This window comes from Elizabethkingia sp. YR214 (assembly GCF_003058195.1).
Lineage (GTDB): Bacteria > Bacteroidota > Bacteroidia > Flavobacteriales > Weeksellaceae > Elizabethkingia.
The window spans coordinates 425413-450963 of the sequence record NZ_QBUH01000002.1 but is presented as its reverse complement, the minus strand read 5'-3'; the positions used below and the strand labels follow the sequence as shown (position 1 = coordinate 450963).

The window sequence follows — 25551 nt, the reverse complement described above, 5'->3', positions numbered from 1 at the left end:
AGAGATAAAACTAAAAAAGGTTCTTCGTTTTGAAGAACCTTTTTATATATTATTTTTTACTAACGTATCTCAGTGCCAGTGTGGAAAATAACCCACCTAATAAAAATCCCATTACAGCTCCGGTAATAACATCTCCCGGAAAATGAACACCTAAATAGATTCTGCTGTAAGAAACTATCACTGCCCATAAAAAGAGCAAGTAAGGCAGGAACTTATAATTTCGTCCGATAAGAAAACTTAGAAATGTAGCCAGAAAAAATGTAGTACTCGCATGCGCAGAGTAGAATCCATATTTTCCACCACAGGTAACTAACCGCATATGATTAATAAGTTCCGGATCGTGACAAGGTCTTAGTCTCAGGAAGCCATATTTAAAAATATTTGCGATCTGATCGCTTGCTGTAATTCCGACAGCTATAAAAAGCAGTATAAATAAAAAATTCTTTACAGAGTATTTCTTATAAACCAGAAACATTAATAAAAGATACAGAGGTATCCAAACCAATGGTTTAGTCATATACATCCAAAAAGAATCGAAACCTGGTGATCCAAGACCGTTTAGGTATAATAACAGTTCTTTATCCGAATGAACGATTTCTTCCATATTCTATCGGCTTACCGGACCAACATGTTCATCGCTTAAAGGATCAACTTTTTTCTCGGTCGTTGCTACTATTTGTTCAGTTTCTGTATGAGCTATTGTATTTGTAGTTTTTTCCGGAGCAGGAGAAGAAGTATCAGCTACGTTCTGATCCATTGGGTTTACAGAGTTTTTCATATCCTCTATCTGCTTTTGTACATCATTAAGTGGATTAATATCAGTAACAGTCTGCTTTACTTTATCAATCTCTTTTTTAATGTCTGAAATCGGATTATCAGCCTCCTTCATAATCTCCGTTTTAATATCCTCCATTGCACCTTTCATTTTACGGACACCTTGTCCTAATTCGCGTGCGATGCTCGGTATTTTATCCGGTCCAAATAATACTACGATGACTAATGCCACCACTAACATTTCTCCTATGCTAAGTTCCATGAATCAAAATTACAAAAGATATTCTTAACCTTGCTGCTTTTAAGTTTAATTTCAGCAATTTTATTTCTTTTTAAAGTTAAAGTAAGCAATCAGTGCCCCCATTCCCAACATTATAAACGCTAAGAAAAACGGAGCTCCCGGAAACTGAAAAGGCGCCTGATCATGTGTAAAGTAGAAAAACAGGTTTGTCATTAATGGAGGTCCTACAATAGCAGTAGCACTCATAAGACTGGTTAATGCTCCCTGTAACTCACCTTGTTCCTGTTTGGATACATTTCCGGTAATTACAGATTGTAATGCAGGTCCACATATACCACCTAAACAGTAAGGTACCAAAAAGGCAAACATCATCCAGCTTTCAGTAGCAAAAGCAAATAGTAACATTCCTACTGCATATAATCCAAGTCCGTAATAGATACTTCTTTCATTTCCTATTTTAGGATTTATCCAGCGTATAAGCAGTCCTTGTACAAGCCCTACTAATAACCCTATAAGTCCAAGGGATAATCCTACTTCTTTTTCTTTCCATCCAAACATGTACATGGTGAAATAAGACCAGTTGCTTTGTACCGCATGTGCTCCAATATAGATTAGAATAAGTACTAATATTAGCCCCGACATTTTAGGGTGCTTTTTCAACATAAACAATGATCCTATAGGGTTAGCTCTCTTCCACTCAAATTCTCTTCTGTGGTCTTTATCCAAAGATTCCGGAAGAATAAAGTAACCGTAGATGAAATTGATTAAACAAAGGACAGCTGCAGCGTAAAAAGGAACTCTGGAACCGAACTGTCCCAAAAGTCCTCCTAGTACAGGACCTATAATAAATCCCATTCCAAAAGCAGCACCTATAAGTCCAAAATTTTTCGCACGGTTTTCTTCCGTACTAATATCGGCGATATAAGCACTCGCGGTTGTTATACTCGCTCCTGTCATACCTGCTATTACACGTCCTATAAACAACCAGATAATATTAGGTGATAATGCCAGAAATACATAGTCTATAGCAAAGCCTAATAAAGATATCAGGATAATGGGGCGTCTTCCATATTTATCACTAAGGTTTCCGACAAGAGGTGCAAAGATAAACTGAGTAAATGCATAAGCAAAGCTTAGCCAGCCTCCATACTTTGCAGCTTCACTAATATCACCATGAATAAGTTCTTCTATTAGCTTGGGTATAACCGGGATAATAATACCCCATCCTGTTATATCGATAAGCATAGTGATGAATATAAAGCCTATCGCGGTGTTCGTCTTTTTATTTTCCATAATTTAAAAAAGCGCAACAAAAATAATGAATTGTTACTATAATATTGTTTATTTTAAAATTAATAATAAAAAAAGCCCCGAATCTCGGGGCTTTTTGTTATTTATTTATCTCATGTACTGGCGGGGCGTCTTTTCTTCGTCCTTTCAAACAGTCATAAGCAATTGCTGATGCGATGAAGATGGATGAATAAGTACCGAAACCAATACCGATTAATAATGCAAACATGAAGCCCTTCATATTATCACCTCCGAAAAGGAAGATCGCAAGGATAACCAATATCGTAGTGAATGAAGTGTTGAATGTTCTACCTAACGTGCTGCTGATGGAATCATCAAACAGACCTGCAAGGCTGATAGATTTTCTTTCTCTAAGGTATTCACGGATACGGTCAAATACAATTACCGTATCGTTAATGGAATATCCTAATACCGTTAGTACGGCTGCAATGAAATCCTGGTTGATCTCCATATTGAATGGCGCTACTGTGTAGAATAAGGAGAATACTCCTAAAATTACTACCGCATCGTGGAACAATGCCACAACAGCACCAAGAGAGAATTGCCATTTTCTAAATCTTAATAAGATGTAGATGAAGATTCCCGCTAAAGCAGCAAGAACTGCTAATGTACCGTGAACCTGAATGTCATCTGCTACTGTAGGTCCTACTTTCGTAGAAGAAACGATTCCTGCATGTCCAACATCAGAACTTTTGAAAGCTTCGAATGTTTCGTTAGCCGGAAGGTGTTTCTTTAATCCATCATATAATTTATGTTCAATCTCAGAATCAACAGTTGTGTTAACGTCATCAATTTTGTAGTCAGTTGTTATTCTAAGCTGATTAGAGTTACCAAATGTTTTAACATCCACAGCTTCATTTTTACCGTCATTAGTTTTAAATATCGGAGCCAACTCTTCCTGAATATCGGAAGCGACAACCGGCTTATCAAATCTTACAACATAACTTCTTCCTCCTTTGAAGTCAACCCCAAATTTGAAGCCTTTTGTAACAATAGATGCAATACAGATAACCATCAATACAGTAGAGAAGATGTAAGACCATTTTCTTTTTCCAATAAAGTCTATCCAGATATTTCTGAAAAGATTTTTTGAGAAAGATGTCCAAACTGAAATCTCTTTACCTTTTCCAAGTCTACTGAAGATCATTACTCTCGATAATAATACCGAAGTAAAGAACGTCATCAGAATACCGATAATTAAAGTTACAGCAAATCCTTGGATAGGTCCTGTACCGAAAATATATAATACAACAGCTGTTAGTAATGTTGTTGCGTGTCCGTCAATAATCGCAGATAAAGCGTGCTTGAAACCATCGTTGTATGCTTCACGGATTCCTTTTCCTGCAAATAATTCTTCTTTCGTTCTCTCGTAGATGATTACGTTCGTATCTACTGCCATGGCCATGGATAATACGATACCTGCGATACCTGGTAAGGTAAGTGTAGCATCGATAGAGTCCATAATACCGAACACATAGAATAAGTTAATGATCATCGCAATTACTGCATAAACACCAGCCATACCATAGTAGAAAATGATATATACCATGATAAGGGCAAACGCAATAATGAATGACATTACACCAGCATTGATAGATTCAGCACCTAATGAAGGTCCAACAACATCTGCCTGAACAATTTTTGCAGTAGCAGGAAGTTTACCTGAGTTTAGTACATCTACTAAGTCTTTAGCTTCATCCTGACTGAAGTTACCTGTAATTACAGATTGTCCGTTAGGAATTGCTGTATTTACATTAGGAGCAGTATATACATTGTCATCCAAAGTTACAGCGATTGGTCTTCCAATGTTTTTCTCAGTAAGTGTTTTCCATACTTTAGTACCATCAGAATCCATCTGCATTCCGATCTCAATTCTTCCGATTTGGTCATAGTTAACACGTGCATCTTTTACAGCGCCATCAAGCGGAGCTTTGTTGTTTGCTGTTCCACGGATTGCATATAATGTCAAATTATCCGGAGTATTAGATTCAGGTTTTGCAGCCCACATAAACTTAGTGAATCTAAGGTTAGCAGGACGAGCTTTAATAGCCTGAGCACTATTTAATAATTTATTTACAGTAGCTGTATCCGAAAGCTTAACGTTACCTACTCCATTCTGTCTTGCACCATTCTGCATATCCAGAGTATTGATAAGATTCATGTTCTTATTAATACCAATAGAATCTCCTTTTGTCATTACAACAGAAGTAAGTTGTTGGAAGTACGGAGCAATTTCACCAGCAGTCTGTACCTCCCAGAACTGTAGTCTTGCAGAAGTCTGTAGCAATTTCTTTACTCTGTCAATATCTTTGATACCAGGCATTTCAACCAAAATACGACCTGTTCCAGGTACTCTTTGTACGTTCGGTTGTGTTACACCTAGTTTATCGATACGTGTACGGATTACTTCGAAAGCTGAACCTACAGAGGCATCAATTTTTTTAGAAATAATCTTTTTTACTTCGTCATCAGGTGTATTGAATTTAATCTGATCACTTAATTTCTGAGTACCAAAAACTTCTGGATTAGAAAGTTTTACATTTGTTCCTTTCTCCTTGTTTACAGCATCAAACTGAACAAAAAAGTTATCGATGTATGTCTTAGTAGAGAATTTTTGAGCAGCATCTGTTCTGTTCAGAGCTTCTACTAAAACAGGGTTTGTGGAATAATTCGTTAAATCATTAACCAGGTCTCTTTGATTAATTTCCAACAAAACGTTGATCCCTCCTTTCAAATCCAGACCAAGTTTCATTTCTTTTTCCTTGGCCGAACGATAATCTAGTTTTGTGAACCCCAGATTAAGCGTGTCTTTGGACAACTTTTCTAATTCCTTTTTGTATTTAACTTCATTGCCTCCGGAAAGAGCTTGTGCCTCTTTCTCAATTCTATTCGCATAGAAACTCGGCAGGAGTTCATTAATGCATATCAATCCGAGGATGATTGCAATAGTGGTAATGAGTCCTTTTCCTTGCATTTTTTTATGATTTAACGACTATTTTTCATTGATTATAAGGCGCAAATATAATGATTTTTAGTAAATTTTAACAATTTTCTTTTTAACTGCTCCTAAGTGCGGTAAGAATATAAATTTGACAGTAATGTATACCTGAAATTATAAGAGTAATAATAATTCTGTCTTAATTATCTTTATTTTTGCCATTAATACAAAACCAATGATGTCTAAAAAAATATTTTTATTTTTTTTTATGGCTTTTTTAGCCACCAATTGCCAAGAAAAAGAAGAGAAAAAGACTCCACATACACCAATTGTTATAAAGAATGATGAAAAGCCAATTGTAAAGCAGGAAATAGATATTAAAAAGCTAAAACAAAAAGCGGAAGAAGCATTATTATATAATAAACAAAATAAATTTAATACCGATTTCTGTGTCCTGATAGACATGAGTATACATTCCGGTGTTAATCGTTTTTTTATCTGGGATTTCAGGGAAAATAAAATTGCTGAAGAATATCTTGTAGGACATGGTTGTGGTACCAATAGCTGGTCTTCTGATAAATCTGCAGGAAAAGCTGAGTTCAGTAATGAAGATGGAAGTCATCTATCCTCCCTGGGTAAATATAAAATTGGGGCCCGTGGATATAGCAATTGGGGAATTAATGTAAAATATATAATGCATGGATTGGAGGAAACAAATAGTAACGCTGTAAAACGCGTTATTGTATTTCACTCGTGGGATAAAATGAGTGATGAAGAAGTTTTCCCTAAAGGCAGTCCGGAAGGTTGGGGATGCCCTACAGTATCTAATAATGCAATGAAAATTATTGATTTTAAATTAAAAAATTCTGCAAAACCAGTATTAATGTGGATTTATAACTAGTTCTGCAGAATTAACATATTAGTTTCTTGTATTCGCGATACCATTATCGCCAAGAAGCTTTTTGAATATTTTAGATGGTCATGGAGAATATCCTTGTTCCCGGTTGTTTCCGTAACATTCTCAAATCAAATGTCATGGTGACATTTCGGGTAAAGGCTCTTCCCTCTTCAGTTATTTTTATACCATTTTCAGACAGTTCAACTAAACCATCTTTCTGCATTTCCTGTAATTTTTCCATTGCATTTTCAAACTCAGGAAAAGCTGTTTCTGCATCCCAAGATGTCTCCAGTCTGCACATCAGGTTCAGAATATGTTTACGAATAATAAGATCTTCTTCATTCAGAATATGGCCTTTTACTACCGGAAACTCACCGTTGTTGACCATTTGTTCGTATCCCTCTACTGTTTTTTCATTTTGCGCAAATGCATACCAGCTGTCAGATATTCCGGACATTCCTAAACCTACCATTAGCTGAGTTTTAGAAGAGGTATACCCCATAAAGTTACGATGAAGCTTTCCTTTCTTCATAGACTGATAAAGATCATCATGTGGTAATGCGAAATGGTCCATTCCTATTTCGAAATAGCCTAATTCTTCCAGTAAACTTTTACCATCTTCATACAATCTACGTTTCTCATCACCGGAAGGTAGATCGTTTTCATCAAAACCTCTTTGCCCTACTCCTTTTATCCATGGAACGTGTGCGTATGAATAGAATGCCAATCTGTCTGGCTTTAGTTCCAACGTTTTACGAATAGTATTTTCCATACACTCCCAATTTTGGAAAGGCAAACCAAATACAAGATCGTGACTGATTCCTGTATAGCCAATTTCACGAGCCCATTCCGTTACGTTTTTCACATTTTCGAAAGGCTGTATTCTGTTGATGGCTTTTTGTACCTTTTCATTATAATCCTGTACACCAAAGCTTACTCTTCTGAAGCCCAAATCGTAAAGTGTTTTAAGGTGATCATATGTTGTATTATTCGGATGTCCTTCAAAACTAAATTCCGGATGCTCCGCAATTTCTACAGTTTCAAAAATTCCGCTAAGAAGTTTCTTAAGATTTTCCGGAGAAAAGAATGTAGGAGTTCCGCCTCCTAAGTGAAGTTCTTTTAACTTCGGTTTTTCGTCGAAAAGATTCAGGTAAAGTTGCCATTCTTTCAGAACAGTTTCCAAATATGGTTCTTCTACAGAGTGTTGTTTTGTGATTCTTTTATGGCATGCACAAAAAGTACATAAGGCTTCACAAAAAGGAAGATGAATATAAATACTGATCCCTTCTCCTGCATTCGATTCTTTAAAAGAACGTATCACCGACTTCTTCCAACCCTCTACAGAAAAGCTTTCAAGATCCCAGTAAGGAACGGTTGGATAAGATGTATAGCGAGGGCCAGGTATATTGTATTTATCTACTAATGAATTCATACTGCAAAATTACAAAATATAACAGGCTTTTGCATGGAATTTTAACCAAATTAAAATCAGCTTTCTGCATCATCGGTTTCACTAATAATTCTTTCGGCTTCGGCAGCATTCTCTTCAGCAACATAAAGTATGTAATCCTGATTAACCGGCATTACAGAAAGATTATTTACAAATTCGTTTTTCACATAGCTTTCAATACCATTAGCCGCAAGCTTTCCTTTCATAATTTCTACCTGAAATAATATGTTTGACTGATATATTCTAATAAACTCTTCCATAAATAATTATATAAAGTTATCTAAACTAAATTTAAGAATAAAAATCAGAACTTGATTATCCAAAATAAAACAGTAATTGATATTATTAATGTCAGAATAATTGCCAAGTATGTAGTCTTTTTCCTTTTATCAGAATTTCTTACTGTTGTCAGATAATGTGTAAGATTTTCTTCTTTAAGCAAAAATCCTCTCCAATATAGTTCTGCTGCAGAGTAAGCCCATTTCTGATTACAACTTCTGCATTTATAAATCTCATAACTATTGAAAATCTCTTTTTCAGATTTTACTTCTCTCTCAAAATTTATCGTTTTAGTAGAGAGAAGTAACGAAATTCTTAAATCGATATCATTGCTTAGTTCCTCATTTTTAAAACTCATCAATTCATTTTCAAAGCAATATTTACACATATTTTTAAACTTTAATCTACATAAACTACACCTTCTTTCTGATCAGGAAATATACCGGTAATCCCAAAAGAAGGAGGATAAATCCCGGCCATGTATAGTTAGGTTTGTAAATAATAAGAAGTACACAGAACATAATTCCTATAACGAGATAAAGCAAAGGCGTTATAGGATATAAAAAAGTTTTGTAAGATCTAGGAATAAAAGGTTTTTTGAATCTCAGCCATATTACCGCAAAAACAGTAAGCATATAAAACAATACAATAACAAAGGAAATCATATCCAGAATGTCTCCGTACTGGCCGCTAAGGCATAGTAATGAAGCCCATATTCCCTGCAGCCATAGAGACTTCTCCGGAACATTGTTTTTATTATTTTTAATAGCTGAACTAAAAAATAGCCCATCCTTCGCCATTGTCTGAAAAACACGGGCTCCGGATAAAACAAGTCCGTTGATACAACCAAATGTAGAGATCATGACAAGAACGGCCATGATAATGGTCCCTGCATTTCCCATAATTTTTTCTGCGGCAGCTACCGCAACGCGATCATTAGCAGCAAAAGCGATTTCATCACGGGATAACGCGCTTAGATAAACTACATTACATAAAAAATAAAGTATAATAACAGACGCAGTACCAATAACCATGGCACGAACTACATTTCGTTTAGGATTTTCGATTTCGCCAGAAACAAAAGTTACACTCTCCCATGCAACACTACTAAAGACAGAACCTACCATCGCTGCGGCAATTCCACCCAAAATAGCTTTGCCACTAATAGGCATCCACCCTTCTCCTTTCAGATTCTGGAAAGCTTTAGAGCCAATATTTAAATTTTCGCTCAGGTGCGAATCTTTAATAAATATAAGTCCCAAAACTATCAGTCCTAAAAGTGCTATAATTTTAGAAGCCGTAAAGACGGATTGTATCAGTTTGCCACTTTTGATACCCCTGGTATTAATATAGGTAAGCAACAAAATAATACCAATACCTAAAATCTGGAGCCAGGTAATTTTAAAACTGCCTTGCTGAAACAAAGGTGCAGCATCGTTGAGCTGTGGAATAAGATAGGCTGTAAACTTACTGAATGCGACAGCTACCGCAGCAATAGTCCCGGTTTGTATAACTGTAAATAGCCCCCATCCGTATAAAAAGCCCGTAAGCTTTCCAAAAACTTCCGTCAGATAAGTATATTGCCCTCCTGCTTTTGGAAAAATAGCGGATAATTCGCCATAGCATAATGCTGCTGATACTGTGATAACTCCTGTGATAAGCCAGACAACTAATAGCCACCATCCGGATCCGAGTTGCCTCATAATATCAGATGAAACAATAAAAATTCCGCTACCGATCATAGATCCCATAACGATCATAGTGGCATCCCATAGTTTGAGTCTTTGCATAGTTTATAATTTGATCCCAAATATATAAATAATGCAAATTGAAAAATGAAAAAGCTGCAAAATCTTGCAGCTTTGTATAATAAATTTAAAAATATCGATTAATAAATGCAGTAGCCTTAATTAATTTTGGAAAACGTTCCATTCAATTCAAATTCTAAATTAAGTCCGCTTTTTAGTTTTACTTCATACTTTCCTTTTTCACGGCTTACCCATACAATAGGGTCTCCTTTGTAATTAGAGTTCGTATAATTGGTTAAAGATCCCGGAAGAAAACCTGTAGAAATTGTATTTCCTTTACCATCTACTTCTTCCCATTCACCATCATTGTGAAACTCTACTTCTACTCCGTTACTATATTTTACAGTGAAATCTACATCATTAGGATTTTCTGCATTTTTAATATAAATAAATGGCTTACCACTGATGTATTTATTCAGGAAATCCTGAGCATTGGACGGTAATTGTGCTTTGGTAATGGTTTGTTTTTGCGCAGCTACCATACCCACAACAACTATACCTGCTACTACCATTAACCTTTTCAGATAAATCATTTTCATAATACTATTATGTTTTAATCTTAAAAATAAAGATAGCCTTTTTTTTCTAAATACTAAGGCTGTCTAAACTCAAATTATATAATAGGTAACAAATTTTAAACCATAAAGGAAATAATAGAAAAAATGAATGACTTATCAGTTGTATTGATAGATGTGACATCACAGTTTATACTAAATAAAAAAGCCCCTCGAAAGGGGGCTTTATATATGAAGCTTTAAGATTAAAATTAATCTTTAGCCATTCTTTCTGCACGTTTTCTTTCTTCTTCGCTAAGAATTTTCTTTCTCATACGAATGAAGTTAGGCGTTACCTCGATACACTCATCGTGTTGGATATATTCCATACATTCTTCCAGTGAGAACAATATTTTTGGAGCAATACCACCATCTTTATCTTTTCCGGAAGCACGCATATTGTTTAGCTGCTTAGCTTCAACAATATTTACAACAAGATCTCCTGGCTTATTTTGTTCTCCTACGATCATACCTGCATAGATTTCCTCACCCGGATCTACGAAGAACTTACCTCTATCTTGTAGTTTTTCAATAGAATATGCTGTTGCAGGCCCTTGTGTCTTACTTACTAATACACCATTGTTTCTTCCCGGAATAGCACCTTTGAAAGGCTTGTACTCAGTGAAACGGTGTGCCATAATAGCTTCACCTGCAGTTGCTGTAAGCATCTGAGAACGTAATCCGATAAGACCTCTTGAAGGAATTTCGAACTCCATATGCTGCATTTCACCTTTAGTTTCCATAATGTGAAGGTCACCTTTTCTTTGTGTAGCAAGGTCGATAACTCTTGAAGCAAATTCTTCAGGTACATCTACTACTAAAGATTCATAAGGTTCGCATTGTACACCATCAATTTCTCTAAGGATAACCTGAGGCTGACCAATTGTCATTTCGTAACCTTCTCTTCTCATCGTTTCAATTAGAACAGATAAGTGAAGAATACCTCTACCGAATACAAGGAATGTATTAGCATCGCCAGTCTGCTGAACTCTTAGTGCTAAGTTTTTCTCTAATTCTTTTTCTAATCTTTCTCTAAGGTGGTTAGAGGTAACATATTTACCGTCTTTACCAAAGAAAGGAGAATTGTTAATAGAGAATGTCATGTTTAACGTAGGCTCATCGATAGATGTTCTTGGTAATGGTTCAGGGTTTTCAAGATCTACGAAAGAATCACCAATCTGGAAAGCATCGAAACCAACTACAGCACAGATATCACCTGCTTGTACTTCAGTAACCTTTTTCTTACCTAATCCTTCGAATACGTATAATTCTTTAACTTTTCCTTTTACAATTTTGTCGCCTTCTTGTGCAAGACCAATCCATTGACCTTCTTTAAGACTTCCTCTTATAACTTTACCAATTGCAATTCTACCTAAGAATGAAGAGTAATCTAAAGATACAATCTGCATTTGCAGGTTACCTTCTTCTACTTTAGGTTCCGGAACATATTCCAGAATACCATCTAATAATGGTAAAATGCTGTCAGTTTGCTCTAAAGAGCTATTGAACCAACCTTGTTTAGATGATCCGTAGAATGTAGGGAAATCTAATTGCTCTTCAGTAGCATCAAGGTTGAAGAATAAATCGAATACCTGGTCATGAACTTCTTCAGGACGACAGTTTGGTTTGTCTACTTTATTGATAACCACCATTGGCTTCAATCCAAGCTCAAGAGCTTTTTGAAGTACGAAACGTGTTTGTGGCATCGCTCCTTCGAAAGCATCAACCAATAGTACAACACCATCCGCCATTTTCAATACACGCTCTACTTCACCACCAAAATCGGCGTGACCAGGAGTATCGATAACGTTTATCTTTACATCTTTGTAAGTAACAGAGATGTTTTTTGATAAGATGGTAATACCACGTTCTCTTTCCAGATCATTGTTGTCCATGATAAGCTCTCCGCTTTCCTGGTTTTCTCTGAAAATGTGGGTTGCGTGGATAATTTTATCAACCAGGGTTGTTTTACCGTGGTCAACGTGCGCAATAATTGCAATATTTCTAATTTGCTGCATAAAGGATTTTTACGGACGCAAAGTTACGATTTTTCTATTTTTTATTTTTAGTATGAATGAAATTTATTTTTCAGAGATGAAATAAAATATTAAATATTTTATTATCAACTGGTTGAATAGTCGTTCAAATGCTTTTTTCCTGTACGCTATAAGCTATTTTAAGAAGAAATTCTTCTCCTGTTTATCAATCATTCTACGAGATATCCTTTGGTAAAATCTATTAAGTCATACTATTTAGATCCACAATTATGTTTAATGGCTAGTTTTGGTTCTTTCTCGAATTAATTTCTTTCTGGATGTTTTTAAGATTATTCAGATTCAGAATGACAATAGGTGACAATGCGATAGGCACTACCAATAAAGCCGTAAACCCCTTTTTAAAGGTAATGAATAAGGATAACACAAATAATAATATTAATGTTCCGATAAGCGTTATTGTTAAAGGCTTTATTGTTTTTTGTTTTTTCAGTAACTCTTCTGTGCTCAGATCACTAAAGTTTTCATTTTTCATGGTTTTATTTTTTAATCTTTTATCTATGCATAAACTTAACTATAATAAATAATAAGTGCTATTATTTTTTTTACATAAAAAAGCACTCTGCGTAATTCAGAGTGCTTAGTAAATTTTATATCAGTAATATTATAAATTGCTTTCTACAGCACCTATCTTCTCACGGTACAAGTCAACAGGTTTATCCAGAAGAACAGCAATTACTGTAAGGTTTTTATCCAGTCTTTCTTTCGGTACATCTACATAAACAATACCCGGAACAGCACTCCAGTATAATTTATTATAAATACGATGCGGGATTATGGATCCTTCTCCGGCGATTCTTATTCTGGAAATGTTATTTTTCAGCCCCTTCAATGCTATTGGCCCTGTAGGAGTTCCTTCTACAAATAAATAAAGTGTTTGTTTATCTTTCGACAATGCACTCATTCCGGAATAATGTCCATCCGGAAGTCCTGCTCCGGTTTCGTATAAAGCTTCAGCATTTTTACTAATCCAGTTCAATACTTCAGGGTTTGTTTTGGAAGTTTTCTTTATTTTCATATCCATGCCATCCTGGGTAATTCCGACATTATCCAGCAGATTGGTACCTTTATGTAATTGGTTGGCTATTTCGTAAGCCGCTTTCTTTTCATCAGAATATTCCAGTACACTCTGAAGAGCTGGTGCAGGATCAGTTATTTTACCGGTTACTTTCACTGGCTCGTTAAAGTTAAGCTGTACAACAGTTACATCTTTATCAAACTGTGTGTTTGCAAATAAAAGTGTAAGATTACCGTTCTGATCCAGGTTATAATTTACTTTAGCATTGGTATCTCCGATAACCTGTGCAGAAACAGGAGTTGAAGTAAGTCCATAAATTTTCGCAAAATCTTTTGCTTCTTCCAGATACAGGAATAGTTTTTTTCCATCAACAGACAAAGAAGATTTTCCTCTGTAATTAGTGAATGCCAATCCCTGACGGGTTGTGTAAATAGCATCTGAATTTTTCTTCGTCCATCTTCCAAGATTTTCAAGGATTTTAACCTGTTCTGCAGGAATGCTACCATCGGCCTTAGGTCCTATATCGATAAGAAGATTTCCGCCCATACTGATTACATCAGCAAGAGTTCTTACAATCATATTTGGTGATTTGTAATTTCTGTCGAATGGCTGATATCCCCAGGAATCATTCATTGTATAACACAATTCCCAATATTTACTCTGGGGAGCTACTACAGGTATCCCCTGCTCCGGAGTTTCATAATCTCCATGATTGTTCAGTCGAGAATTAATAATAATATTAGGATTGTATTTTCTGAGATTAGCCAATGTTTGTGGTGCCTGCCATTCTGCCGATGTATGCTCCCAGTCCCCATCAAACCATATTAAATCAGGTTTGAATTGTGTTGACAATTCGCTTAGTTGTCCCTGATAATATTTGATAAAGTTCTGCCAGCGTACTGGATCTTTTGCAATGTCATAACGCTTTTTTGTACGTGTATTCACGTCATAATATGGATGGCTCCAATCCGGGAGCGAATAATAAAGTCCGGTTTTCAATCCAGCTTTTTTTAAATCGGCAACGAAAGGACCTATTAAATCTTCTTTAGCAGCAGCGTCTTTAAAGCTCGTGATCGCTTTATCTGATTTCGAATCCCATAGAGAAATTCCGTCATGGTGTCTTGTAGTAATTACTGAATATCTTGCCCCAGATTCTTTAATCAGTCTTGTCCATTCATCAGGATTATAGCGGGAAGCATTGAATCCTCCCAATTGCTTCATGTAATTATCATGATTAATGTAATTATTAAAAAAGGACCAGGATTCCGATATTCCGTTTACAGAATAGATTCCCCAATGGATGAATACCCCTAGTTTGGCATCCCGGAACCATTGCATTTTTGCTTCATCGTTATTTTTCTTTTCCTGTGCTGTTATACTCCCTATACTAAGGCCTAATAACAGTAAACTGGTAATTCTGTTCTTCATGGTTTTACTTTTTCTGCCTAAAATTACGCAAAATAAGGGGTTTATAAAACATTTTTACCTGATGGACTTTTATAAACTACTTTGCAGATAGAATTTCCAATTTCTCTTTAACGTGATATAGAGTATATTTGTCATAATCCAAATGAATAAACAGATGAAATATCAGATCACATTAATACTTTCTTTATTATTTGCTCTAAATATTTTTGCACAGGAGAATAAAAAAGATCCGAGATATATTCAATATGCAGGTGGATATGGCAGTAATGATGGTGTATACCTTTTTGATGATGGTACTTTTATTTTATACGGATATTCCACAGCTGTATTTGGTGAATATCGTTTTGATAAAGATGTATTGCTTTTCTTTCCGGAAAAACGAGAGTTGTTTGAGGTATATGCTACACAGAATAAATCCTTAGGTTCTGATATCAGAATTGACTACGCAGGGTTTGAAAGAGGAAGTAAAACACTAATCCGTTTTAACAATGCTAATACTGTACAAAATATTTTTAATGACAATCCTAACTGCTTCTCCGGACCTTTTGTATCCGAAATACAGAAAAATATAAAAAAATTTACACTTTACAGTCTTGCTGATAAGGAATTTAGCAATATGATAAGACCATATAACGCCTGGAAGTATAAGAATGATAAAGGCTATAATGACTTCATATTTGTTTATAACCAGCCAAGACCCGAATATGAAAACTTCAGTGGCATAATGGAAACTAATGAAAAAGGAACAGTATTAAAGTTATCTAACTTCGGTGGAGAAAATGGCTATCAAAAATATGAGGAAAAGCAAAGCCAATGGAAAGAACTTCTGGATATGAAAAACAGCTATTCCAAATACAAGGAGAAAAAAGAAGACTTTATAATTGCCAACAAACATTATAGTGTAATTCCAAATCCGGATATGTCAGTTTATAATTATGATTCAGGTTCTAACCAATACATTGGTAAGAATATAGAAGAAAACGCGGAATATTATAATGACAACCCGTTTCGTGATGCCCGTTATGTCCGAAAATTCTCAAAAATACAACCGGAATCGAGATCCTACAGCAGAATATTGGATAAAGAAATTTCACTCTCTACAGTATTTTTCAGCAAATGTAATGATGCTTCTGGTAAAAGCTATCGTTACAATGGTCTGCCAAAATCCGGATTGGAGGCCCAGTATGAAAAAATACCTACTACAACAATTCTTTCTCCTCCAATGCCGCCTGCTCCAGCAAAAAAATGATATTAAATTATATTTCCAGAATATCTCATGATAATAATATCTGATGTCTCATTATTAGTAATCTCTTGGAATCCTGCTTTTTTATAAAGATTAAAAGCTTTGGCATTGTCGGACCTTACTTCCAGTTCTATTGCTATATTAATAAATCTGCTCTTTGCTTCCTGGATAGCAGTCTGTACAAGCCCCATTCCTATATTACTACCCTGAAATTCTTTTTTAACGTACATCTGTAGAATGTTTCCTGTGTTATTTCCAATATTTACAAAAGCACATATTCCCGATAGCTCATTATCAATAAAAGCTCCTGTTACGAATCTTTTCGGTATCTGATTTTCTATATCTTCTTCCAGACGGAGTTTTTCCATTTTTACAGATTCCTCATAGCTGGCACTAAATGCATCCGGAAATTCTCTAAGGCTTTCCAGGCGGATCATTCTGTAAATTTTACTTTCATGTGGCAAAAGATTTCGATATTCAGTTTTCATATAAGCCGATTCATTGCTTGTTTATATACATTAGGGAATGCTAAATATACTGATTTCCTGTTTTAAAACGGTTCTTTTTGCTATCCGAAACTGATTGTACAGATATATTATTCCTAAAGCAGAACAAAATCTATAAATTGTTAACAATAGATTTAAATAAAAATTTTTAATTTTACACAAGCATTAATAAATGCATTATATGAAAAAAAACTATCGTTTCTGTGAACTGTCAAACTTTATAATATGCCGGAATTGAAAATGCAGGATGCCCAAATGCTTTTAAAGAAGATCTATGCCAGTCCTAAAAATTATGATCTGAAAAGTATTGATGGTGTGGTTTCTGGCGGAGATGATCAGGTAAGCTTTCGACTATACAAAACAAAGGAAAAAGTTGTTTTTGAAGTTATTGTAGACGAACTGGTTTTTAAGAACAGTACCGGAGACTGGACAAATTCTTTAATTATGTTGGAAAATGCAATCCGAAAAATAGAGAGAGAAGAAGAGAACTCCAAAATAGAACAAGCTATAGACAAACTCAGGAAATACCTGGCCGAAGAATAAATCAACTTTTAAAGCAGACACACAAGTCTGCTTTTTTTATAATTAATAATTGAATACTAAAAAATAACTGTGTATTAGACAGCTCCGAAACTTATTGATATTATCTCCTTATCTTTACAGCACCAAAAGGTGTTACAGAAAAATATTACACTAACCTTCTGTAACAAATACTATATAATTTAGAATTAAATATGAGCAGTTTTAAAGATCAATACTACAAAATAGAAGATTTTCTCACATTGGTAAGAAACAAACAAGAACGTTCTGAGGATTATGATCCTGATTTCGTTTATGCTATCTATTCAGAGCAAGATATCTTCGAACCCGGAATAACTGTTTATATTGGTGCGCCAGCAGATATAGATGGTGATTACGACGATATATTTCCGGATGTTGTATACGAAAATGGTTTGCTGTATATGTGCTCGGATGAAGATGTTCAGGATGTCGTAGATCTCGCTTTACGCCAACAGCCAGCAGTAACAGACGAACAGTTAATTACCGCACTGAACCACTATCTGGAGAATGATGATTTTTTTGATTTCTGATAAACATATGAAAGCATTTTTAATCAAAAATGCTTTTTTTATTTTTTAGCGGAGATATTGTTACAACAATCCTTTATTGGGCTACTCAAAAATTAAATTCTACAACGAATTTTGTCATAGTAAAACAAAGCATAATAAAATATGAAAGAGCTTTTATTAATAGTAACCAATATTGACATGTACGAAAGTGGCAGGCTTAAAACCGGATTGTGGTTAAGCGAGCTTACGCACCTCTATCATAGTGCAAAAGAACAAAACTGGAATATTACTATTGCAAGTCCAAAAGGAGGCCGTACACCAATTGATCCGGAAAGTCTAAAACCTCTGGTAATGGATAAAATAACAAAACAGTATTATGAAAGTTCATCCTTTATGGCTGAGCTAGAAAGCACAAAAAGTCTGTCGGAAGTATCTGAACAATCATTTGATTGTGTATACCTGGCCGGAGGACATGCAACAATGTATGATTTTCCTGATGATGTTACCTTGCAAGCTATTATCCGAAAACAATATGAACAAAACAGAATAGTTGCAGCGATATGTCATGGCGTTGGCGGTTTGCTCAATGTAAAACTTTCCAATGGTGAATATCTGATTAAAGGAAAGGCTCTTACGGGATTTGGCTGGTTTGAAGAAACTCTTGCCAGAAGAAAAAGAGAAGTCCCTTTTAATCTGGAAGCAGCACTGAAAGAAAGAGGTGCCGATATGAGAAAAGCCTGTATCCCGATGACTTCTAATGTTATAGTCACAGGAAATCTTATTACGGGTCAAAATCCTTTTAGCTCTAAAGAAATGGCTAAGGTTGTCATAAAGCAATTGAATAAATAACAGGAATACCTATGTAGAATTTGGGCATTTTAATTTTTAATGCAGAAAACGTTTTAATTTGTATTTTTATATGGTATAAAACGATAATATGGCATTAATAGCTGATCTGGGCAAAATCATTGTTTTTCTTTATTTGCTGTTGATTGTTTTTCTGGTTACATCCAAGAACAAAAGAAAACTACCGAATTATTTATTTGCCTCTTTTCTGTTAGTTTCTATTGTTGATTTATCTGGTTTTTTTCTCGCCCCACCTAATAGGTTTTATCAGGCTTTTAAATTGGCTACTGTTCTATTGCAGATGCCTCTTTATTACCTGTATGTTAAATCTGCCTGTTATTACAATTTTCGTTTAAACTCAAAAGATCTTTTACATACACTACCCTTTCTATGCTTTTTTATATTGTTTGCTATTAGCGGAATCTCAAAACAGAATCATAAGATTTTCGATACTGTTTCTATAGTACAGTATTACAGCTATATTATTGCAGTACTCCTTGCACTCATCAGGTTTAGAAAACTCTATCGGGACAACTATTCGGGGAATCATCATATTACCTACAAATGGCTGCTGCAGATTACAATAATCTTCCTTATTGGTAATTTCTTTGTATTACTAAGGGATTTTGTAAAAAAAGATGCTATCCTGATGTATTTATACACCTTTACAAGTTTCTTTGTACTCTTTGCTATTAGCTGGTTTGTCCTAAACTGCTTGTACAGACCTAATTTATTTGCCGGAATAGATCAGGATCTGATTGCTATAGATGTGACAGATAAACCAAAGGAAGAACCAGAACAGCTAAAATCTCTTATGCATCTGATGGAAACCGAAAAACCATATTTAAATGATGCACTTACGCTTCAAAAACTGGCAGAAAAAATAAACATACCGGAAAAGCAACTATCCGTTCTTATTAATCAGTCTGCCGGAAAACACTTTTTTGATTTCATTAACGAATTCAGAATCAATTATGCAAAAACTCTTTTGAAAGAACAACCCCAATTAACAGTTTTGGAAGTATTATATGAGGCCGGCTTCAATTCTAAATCTTCGTTTTATACAGCCTTCAAAAAAGAAACAGGTATTACTCCCACAGATTACAGAAAATCAGCTGTTAAATAGTTGTCCGACTTTTAATCAGACTCTTTTTTATCAAGAAAATAGTCCGACTTCCGGTATCCGGACATATTCACGCATATAAAGTTTCAGATTTGCTTCATTATTTAAAAATTGAAACAAATGAAACTACATCTCAAACCAGTATTGCCTATTTTTTTAATAGCAACTTTCGGATTATTTTTCGGTCAGTCTGATTTGAAAAATAAAATCATGAAAACAGATTCTTTAGTAGATGCTTACTATAAACCAGATGCCCCGGGTATGGCTCTTGGTATTATAAAAGATGGAAAGATTATTTACCATAAAATGGCAGGACTTTCCAATATTGAATATAAAACTCCGGTAACAGATTCAACAGTATTCAACATTGCCTCCGGCTCTAAGCAGTTTACTGCATTTATGGCACTAAGAGCTGAACAAGAAGGCAAGTTATCATTGGATAATGATATTCGAATTTATCTTCCGGAGCTAGGGCACTTGCCTTATAAAATTACAGTACGACAGCTGGCTAATCATACCCATGGTCTGCCTAATTTTACAGACATTCTGAAATTACAGGGTATCGGAGATGAAGTCTGGGTTACCAATAATGAGGCAATTCGTACAGTATTGGGTATTAAAAACATTGTTTTCCCGCCGGGACAACAATACCAATATAACAATACTGGCTTTATGCTATTAGCAGAAATCTTACATCGGATTTACAAAAAAGACTTTGCCCAATTGGTGAAAGAATATATTTTTACTCCACTGAAGATGGATAATAGCATTGTATTTGGTGATCCCGAAAAAAACATTCCAAACAGATCTGAATCTTATACACCGAAAGATGGTTATTTTCTAAAGTATCCTGTTGGGCAGGCAGAATATGGCTCTTCCAATATATACACAAGTCTAAATGATTATTGTAAATGGGTTGTTAATTTTCAGAATCCTAAAGTCGGCAGCAGAGAAATCTACGATCAGATGCAGAAAAACACACTTCAGAATATTAGCGAGGAAGTACAGTATGGACTGGGCCTGCAAAGTGAGAAATATAAAGGTTTGGATGTTGTATTTCATGGTGGTGGTACATCTGGGTACAGATCTTATATCTTACATGTTCCATCACAAAAATTCTCAGTCGTATTTCTAAGTAACAGAAGTGGATTTGAAGGATTATTAATGGCTTATCAACTTGTTGATTTGTATTTAGGTGACAAAGAAACAGCATCTACTTCGCCTCGGAAAATAACATATACATCTGCAGAACTCAAGAAATTTGAAGGTACATACGAACTTAGTCCCGGATATTATATCGAAGTATCGGAGAAAGGCAAACAGCTATATTGGGGAGTCTATAATGAAAAAGGAAGAGAAGAACTTAAAATAGCAGGTGATGATAAATTCAGAGTTACAAGTATTCCTACGGCATATTTTACATTTAAGCCAGAACAGATTAATTTTAGAATCGCCGATTTCACTTATATATGCAAAAGAGTGAAAGTTAATCCGCCAAAAGCAGGGAGCGTAAACCTTAATAAGTTTACAGGTTTTTACAGAAACGAAGAGTTCAATACTATTTATCAGCTAGTTATAGAAAACAATCACCTGGTAGCAAAGCATGCTATGAATGAAGATATTATTCTATCCCCTATCAGTCAGACAAGTTTCTCTTCTGGAAAACAGTATTTCGGAAAGATTGATTTTAAAGCTGATGAAAAAGGAAATATTGAAGAATTCAGACTATCTGGTGCTGGTTTAGGAAATATAGAATTCAAGAAGATAAAATAATAACATTATGTATTCTCACTAAATCTAAAAAATAAGAACGGAATCGGGAGTACTAAAAATAATATCTTTGTAATAAACAATATTAAGACAATGGCTTTAATTACGATGAGCAAATATAATCCGGAAGATTTTTTGATATTTCGGTCTCTGGTTGATGATGATGATGTGATGAAATATGTTTCCGGCGAAGCATTATCTGAAGAAAAGGCTAAAGCTAAATTTACTTCAATTCTTCATGTAAACAGCACACAAGATTCTCTGGGATATTTTAAAATTTATAATGATCAGAATGTATTTATCGGTGATTGCAAATTGGAAAAATACAGACACGATAATACCCTTCTGGAGATTGGTTATATTCTGAAGAAAGAATTCTGGGGAAAAGGTTATGGTTCCTCAATCTGTAAAGAATTGCTTGTATTGGCAGAAAAAATAAATCCCGGTATGAATATAATCGGGAATATTGATCCTGAGAATATAGCTTCAAAAAGATTATTAGAAAAATTCGGTTTCAGTAGTTATAAGACAGCTACAATAGACGGAATGATCACAGAAAGTCTTATGCTGACAAAAAAATAAGATAATAATGCTGATACAGAAGAAATTTGTTTGAACATGCTGTTTCGCATTTTTACCATTCTTTTACGCATTTTTATCAAAACGAATACTCAATTGGAATGTACCTTTGTACCGATCAATTAAATTGCAATAGCATATCAGGCTTTTCTAAAAGCAAATAATGCTATAAATTTTTTTTCATCATTTGTGTTTTTGGGACCGCTTCAGCAGACGCGGTTCTTTCTTTTATAAATACTTCTCCATTATCTTTTTATTTATTCTTCAAATAATATTTGTATTCTGTATAATAAATATTGCAAAAAACTGTTTAGTATATTCAGCATATTTTTATATTTATCCAATTATTGGTTAATATAAATAATCATAAATAGATTATGGAGAATTTTTTGATAGAGTCTTTTTTACATGCCAATAACAGCAATCAGTATATCAATACCAAGAATATTGATGACCTTTTGCAGCTAAGACCTACAGAACTCTTTCAGCCACATAAGACTATGTTCAATATTGTCCACCTTTTTACAGAAGGAAAAGGCAAAGTAACTGTTGACTTTAATACATTCGATATTGAGGAAAAACACATTTTGTTTATTTCTCAGAATCAGATTAGCCAGCTTCATAATCCTGTTAATTATAAAAGTAAGATCCTGATCTTTACTGAAGATTTTTTTGGAAAGAACGTATTCCAAACACAGTTCTTTGGTCAGACACATTTATTCAATGATCCTTTACTGCTACCCTATTTTGATCTGGGTGAAAGATATGAAGAAGTTATGTCCTTGTTCAATTTTATCAGTGCTGAATTAGATAGGCCATATAACGAAGTCCAGACAACAATTCTCAATAACTATTTATTCAATATACTTTTAATTGTAGAAAGTCTTTGTGAAAGAAAAGATATCAAGCTGGTGGTAAATGATGAAAAACTCTTGGTATCGAAGTTTAAATCTATTGTCAATGCTAATCTGAACTGGCAGTATAATCTGGATTATTATACCGAAAAATTGAGTGTGAGTCTCAGAACGCTTCAAAATGCTTTTCAGCTGACTGAGAAGCAAACTCCAAAGCAATGGCTTATTGACAGAATGATTTTAGAAATTAAGCGAAATCTGATCTATAAAGAAGTTGGAATAAGTTCTATAGCTTATAATTTAGGATTTAATGAAGTGACCAATTTTACTAAATTTTTCAAATCCAAAACCGGGCTTACACCAACACAATTCAGAGAACTTTCTTTCTGGTAGAAAGGATATAAAAAAGGAATGCCTTAGCATCCCTTTTATCTTATTCACATATTGCACAATCCATTTGTCCATCTACAGTCCCTATTGTATAGCCTCTGCAGCTCTTCCCTCCTAGGCAAAAATTCTCTTCTTTACTACAATCATTTGGACAGTATCCAATTCCAAAGTCTGGCTTTTTTGGACCTCCACTTCCTATTGTACCTTTCATTTATTTTCTGGTTAGCTTTTTCATAATGTAATATTTGTTTAAATACAATAAATATTCACCATAAAGTAATTTAACATAATAAAAATACTTTCCTATGAAATTACATTTGTCTTACTCATTGTCTGGCGATAGCTTTTTGGCGTTGTTCTTGTCTCTGTTCTGAAGAAATAGGAAAAGTGAGAAAAATTCCGGAAGCCCAACTCAAAAGCAATCTCTTTAATTGATTTATCCGAGCTGTGTAATAATTGTTTTGCTTCCAGAAGAATTCTTTCTTTAATAAAAGCTGAAGGTGATTTTTTGTACTGCTTCCTGCACAATACCCCAAGATAATTGGAGGTAATACATAATTCGTCAGCATAAAAAGAAACATTTTTCTGGCTTTTATAATATTTATCTACCAGCATATGAAACCTAAAAGCAAGGTTATTGGTATTCACCAAAGCTGCAGTTCCATAGATATGCTCCATCCAGAGATTAACCATGAGTGTCAGAAGTCTCACTCTGGCATCTATAAGCTCCGGAAAAGCAGGTTCAGAATCTATTTCCTTACGTATGGCATTAAATTCAGCACTAAGTTTTTGATAGATTTCATCATCCGGATGAATCATTTCATACCTGTTTAGTGGAGAAAAGGTATGTTTCAGTGTTGGCGAAAATGTTTCAAGAATAATATCACTTACAATTAACCTCCTACCCATTGTATTGGGAGATAATTTCCAATTGTAGACCTTCCCGGGAAGATGGATAAACAATTGTTTAGACTTCAGAGCATAATTATTAAGCTCCGTAATGCATTCGCCTTCCTCACATTCATCAATAATAATGATGGTAAAAGAATGATCCGGAAAATTATTGAGCTCAGCAGACGTAACGCTATTTTGGTATATTACGTTTATTCCACTTGTATTCTGTTGCTTTGCCTCATCTGAATTAACTGTTGATTTATTTTTCCCATAAGATGTCTTGTCTCCTTTCATTCTGAATTATTACTAATACTAAATTACAATCAAATAGGATTACCGGAAAATAATATTTCTATTTAACAAAATATTACACTGTAATCACTGATCTATTTAATCCGGCAATAATAACCATTATTACCTTTACATCTAATAATTATAAATATCATGCATTGTGATAATAGTATCATAATTTAAGCACAGATGTACACCTCAGGCAAAACAATATGTATATTTGTTTATATGCTTTTTATCTGATGCTGAGAGATAAGTTTGGAAGAGAAATCAATTATTTAAGACTGGCTGTTGTGGATCGGTGTAATCTTCGTTGTACCTATTGTATGCCGGAAAATGGTCTTACATGGATCAAGCAGCAGGAACTGATGACGGATGAAGAAATGATTAGGATATGTTCTGTTTTTACAGTATTGGGTATTGATAAGATCCGAATTACAGGTGGTGAACCTTTTGTAAGAAAAAACTGTATAGAATTTATTGAAAAAATAGCACAGCTCGATGGTCTTAACGATCTTAGTATAACAACAAACGGTCTCCTTACAGATCAGTATATACCACGACTTAAAGCTTCCGGAATAAAATCAGTTAACCTGAGTCTTGACACCCTCAATCCAGAACGTTTCTATACAATAACAAGACGCAAGAGTTTTGATAAAGTAATGAAGACTCTGGACAGTTTATTAGAACATCAGATCAGAGTAAAAATTAATGCTGTGGTAATGGAAGATCAGAATATTGAAGATATTATTTCTCTGGTAACACTTACTAAGGAACTTCCTGTTGATGTACGGTTTATAGAGGAAATGCCTTTTAATGGAACCAATACCTCAGTATCTCTGAAATGGGACTATAAGCAGATTTACGAACACATTAAAACTTACTTTCCTGACATAATAAAAACTGAGGATCCTAAAAGCTCTACATCATATAATTACAAAATTCCCGGATTTGTCGGAAGCATCGGAATTATTGCAGCATATACCCGTTCCTTCTGTGGTGATTGCAACAGAATACGGATCACCCCCACAGGTGAACTCCGCACCTGTCTGTATGAAGAGAAAGGAATTAATCTTAAAGAAGCTTTACGGGCAGGCAAAACCGATCAGGAACTAAAAGATATTATTATCAACAGCATACAACACAAGCCAAAAGACGGATGGGAAGCTGAAAAGCTGAATCATTCCTCTTCACAAGTACATCAGTCTATGGCTACAATAGGTGGATAA

Annotated in this window: 25 protein-coding genes; 10 read left to right on the top strand and 15 right to left on the bottom strand. The window is 34.7% G+C overall.

All coding sequences use genetic code 11. The features are described from left to right. Nucleotides 1-49: 49 nt before the first annotated feature. From C8J95_RS05250 to secD, 4 genes are all read right to left on the bottom strand, one after another. Nucleotides 50-604 carry a phosphatase PAP2 family protein gene (locus C8J95_RS05250; protein WP_107809311.1) on the bottom strand — a complete coding sequence of 185 codons (555 nt, stop codon included), beginning with the start codon at nt 602-604 and terminating at the stop codon, nt 50-52. A gap of 3 nt (nt 605-607) precedes the next feature. After that, nucleotides 608-1036 (bottom strand): twin-arginine translocase TatA/TatE family subunit, encoded by a 429-nt coding sequence (locus tag C8J95_RS05245; RefSeq protein WP_107809310.1) that lies wholly within the window; start codon nt 1034-1036, stop codon nt 608-610. Between the two features lie 60 nt (nt 1037-1096). Further along, a complete protein-coding gene (locus tag C8J95_RS05240) occupies nt 1097-2308 on the bottom strand; it encodes a TCR/Tet family MFS transporter (RefSeq protein ID WP_107809309.1) in 1212 nt (403 codons plus the stop codon). 97 nt (nt 2309-2405) lie between these two features. Then, nucleotides 2406-5300, bottom strand: coding sequence for a protein translocase subunit SecD (gene secD, locus C8J95_RS05235; RefSeq protein ID WP_107809308.1), 2895 nt, complete (start codon nt 5298-5300; stop codon nt 2406-2408). A gap of 232 nt (nt 5301-5532) precedes the next feature. Between secD and C8J95_RS05230 the strand changes: the two genes are divergently transcribed. Continuing rightward, the gene (locus C8J95_RS05230) at nt 5533-6165 is read left to right on the top strand and encodes a murein L,D-transpeptidase catalytic domain-containing protein (RefSeq protein WP_255412726.1); all 633 of its coding nucleotides are present in this window, start codon (nt 5533-5535) and stop codon (nt 6163-6165) included. 70 nt (nt 6166-6235) lie between these two features. Here C8J95_RS05230 and hemN read toward each other — a convergent pair whose 3' ends face one another. From hemN to C8J95_RS05190, 8 genes are all read right to left on the bottom strand, one after another. Continuing rightward, entirely contained in the window at nt 6236-7594 is a 1359-nt protein-coding gene (gene hemN / locus C8J95_RS05225) for an oxygen-independent coproporphyrinogen III oxidase (RefSeq protein ID WP_078405258.1), read from the bottom strand. A 56-nt stretch (nt 7595-7650) separates the two neighbouring features. Further along, the gene (locus C8J95_RS05220) at nt 7651-7872 is read right to left on the bottom strand and encodes a putative signal transducing protein (protein ID WP_107809306.1); all 222 of its coding nucleotides are present in this window, start codon (nt 7870-7872) and stop codon (nt 7651-7653) included. A 44-nt stretch (nt 7873-7916) separates the two neighbouring features. Continuing rightward, a complete protein-coding gene (locus C8J95_RS05215) occupies nt 7917-8249 on the bottom strand; it encodes a hypothetical protein (RefSeq protein ID WP_255412725.1) in 333 nt (110 codons plus the stop codon). 55 nt (nt 8250-8304) lie between these two features. After that, the gene (locus C8J95_RS05210) at nt 8305-9681 is read right to left on the bottom strand and encodes an APC family permease (RefSeq protein ID WP_107809304.1); all 1377 of its coding nucleotides are present in this window, start codon (nt 9679-9681) and stop codon (nt 8305-8307) included. Between the two features lie 116 nt (nt 9682-9797). Next, nucleotides 9798-10238 (bottom strand): PepSY-like domain-containing protein, encoded by a 441-nt coding sequence (locus C8J95_RS05205; RefSeq protein WP_107809303.1) that lies wholly within the window; start codon nt 10236-10238, stop codon nt 9798-9800. Between the two features lie 227 nt (nt 10239-10465). Further along, nucleotides 10466-12271, bottom strand: a complete 1806-nt coding sequence (gene typA / locus C8J95_RS05200; RefSeq protein WP_107809302.1) for a translational GTPase TypA — start codon at nt 12269-12271, stop codon at nt 10466-10468. 259 nt (nt 12272-12530) lie between these two features. Next, nucleotides 12531-12782, bottom strand: a complete 252-nt coding sequence (locus tag C8J95_RS05195; RefSeq protein ID WP_107809301.1) for a redox-active disulfide protein 2 — start codon at nt 12780-12782, stop codon at nt 12531-12533. 129 nt (nt 12783-12911) lie between these two features. Then, nucleotides 12912-14753, bottom strand: coding sequence for an alpha-L-fucosidase (locus C8J95_RS05190; protein WP_107809300.1), 1842 nt, complete (start codon nt 14751-14753; stop codon nt 12912-12914). 154 nt (nt 14754-14907) lie between these two features. On the opposite strand from C8J95_RS05190, the gene C8J95_RS05185 reads away from it, so the two are divergent. Next, nucleotides 14908-16002 (top strand): hypothetical protein, encoded by a 1095-nt coding sequence (locus C8J95_RS05185; protein ID WP_107809437.1) that lies wholly within the window; start codon nt 14908-14910, stop codon nt 16000-16002. A 2-nt stretch (nt 16003-16004) separates the two neighbouring features. Here the strand turns inward: C8J95_RS05185 and C8J95_RS05180 are convergent, their stop codons facing one another. After that, a complete protein-coding gene (locus C8J95_RS05180; protein WP_107809299.1) occupies nt 16005-16487 on the bottom strand; it encodes an N-acetyltransferase in 483 nt (160 codons plus the stop codon). 243 nt (nt 16488-16730) lie between these two features. Between C8J95_RS05180 and C8J95_RS05175 the strand changes: the two genes are divergently transcribed. The 7 genes from C8J95_RS05175 to C8J95_RS05145 all read left to right on the top strand — a co-directional run bounded on the left by C8J95_RS05175 (nt 16731) and on the right by C8J95_RS05145 (nt 23140). Further along, complete coding sequence (locus C8J95_RS05175; protein ID WP_107809298.1) at nt 16731-17048, top strand: hypothetical protein; 318 nt, start codon at nt 16731-16733, stop codon at nt 17046-17048. A 191-nt stretch (nt 17049-17239) separates the two neighbouring features. Next, on the top strand, nt 17240-17596 hold the full coding sequence (locus tag C8J95_RS05170; protein WP_107809297.1) for a hypothetical protein: 357 nt from the start codon (nt 17240-17242) through the stop codon (nt 17594-17596). Between the two features lie 141 nt (nt 17597-17737). After that, nucleotides 17738-18424, top strand: coding sequence for a type 1 glutamine amidotransferase domain-containing protein (locus tag C8J95_RS05165; protein WP_107809296.1), 687 nt, complete (start codon nt 17738-17740; stop codon nt 18422-18424). A gap of 88 nt (nt 18425-18512) precedes the next feature. Next, the gene (locus C8J95_RS05160) at nt 18513-19547 is read left to right on the top strand and encodes an AraC family transcriptional regulator (protein WP_107809295.1); all 1035 of its coding nucleotides are present in this window, start codon (nt 18513-18515) and stop codon (nt 19545-19547) included. Between the two features lie 117 nt (nt 19548-19664). Then, nucleotides 19665-21317: a serine hydrolase gene (locus C8J95_RS05155; RefSeq protein WP_107809294.1), complete on the top strand. Its 1653-nt coding sequence runs from the start codon at nt 19665-19667 to the stop codon at nt 21315-21317. Nucleotides 21318-21407: 90 nt separating this feature from the next. Next, nucleotides 21408-21896 carry a GNAT family N-acetyltransferase gene (locus C8J95_RS05150; RefSeq protein WP_255412723.1) on the top strand — a complete coding sequence of 163 codons (489 nt, stop codon included), beginning with the start codon at nt 21408-21410 and terminating at the stop codon, nt 21894-21896. 374 nt (nt 21897-22270) lie between these two features. Continuing rightward, nucleotides 22271-23140 carry a helix-turn-helix domain-containing protein gene (locus tag C8J95_RS05145; RefSeq protein ID WP_107809293.1) on the top strand — a complete coding sequence of 290 codons (870 nt, stop codon included), beginning with the start codon at nt 22271-22273 and terminating at the stop codon, nt 23138-23140. 40 nt (nt 23141-23180) lie between these two features. Here C8J95_RS05145 and C8J95_RS05140 read toward each other — a convergent pair whose 3' ends face one another. Further along, complete coding sequence (locus tag C8J95_RS05140) at nt 23181-23348, bottom strand: hypothetical protein (RefSeq protein ID WP_255412722.1); 168 nt, start codon at nt 23346-23348, stop codon at nt 23181-23183. 92 nt (nt 23349-23440) lie between these two features. Next, nucleotides 23441-24325 carry an AraC family transcriptional regulator gene (locus tag C8J95_RS05135; RefSeq protein WP_107809292.1) on the bottom strand — a complete coding sequence of 295 codons (885 nt, stop codon included), beginning with the start codon at nt 24323-24325 and terminating at the stop codon, nt 23441-23443. A gap of 209 nt (nt 24326-24534) precedes the next feature. On the opposite strand from C8J95_RS05135, the gene moaA reads away from it, so the two are divergent. Then, nucleotides 24535-25551, top strand: coding sequence for a GTP 3',8-cyclase MoaA (moaA, locus tag C8J95_RS05130; RefSeq protein ID WP_255412721.1), 1017 nt, complete (start codon nt 24535-24537; stop codon nt 25549-25551).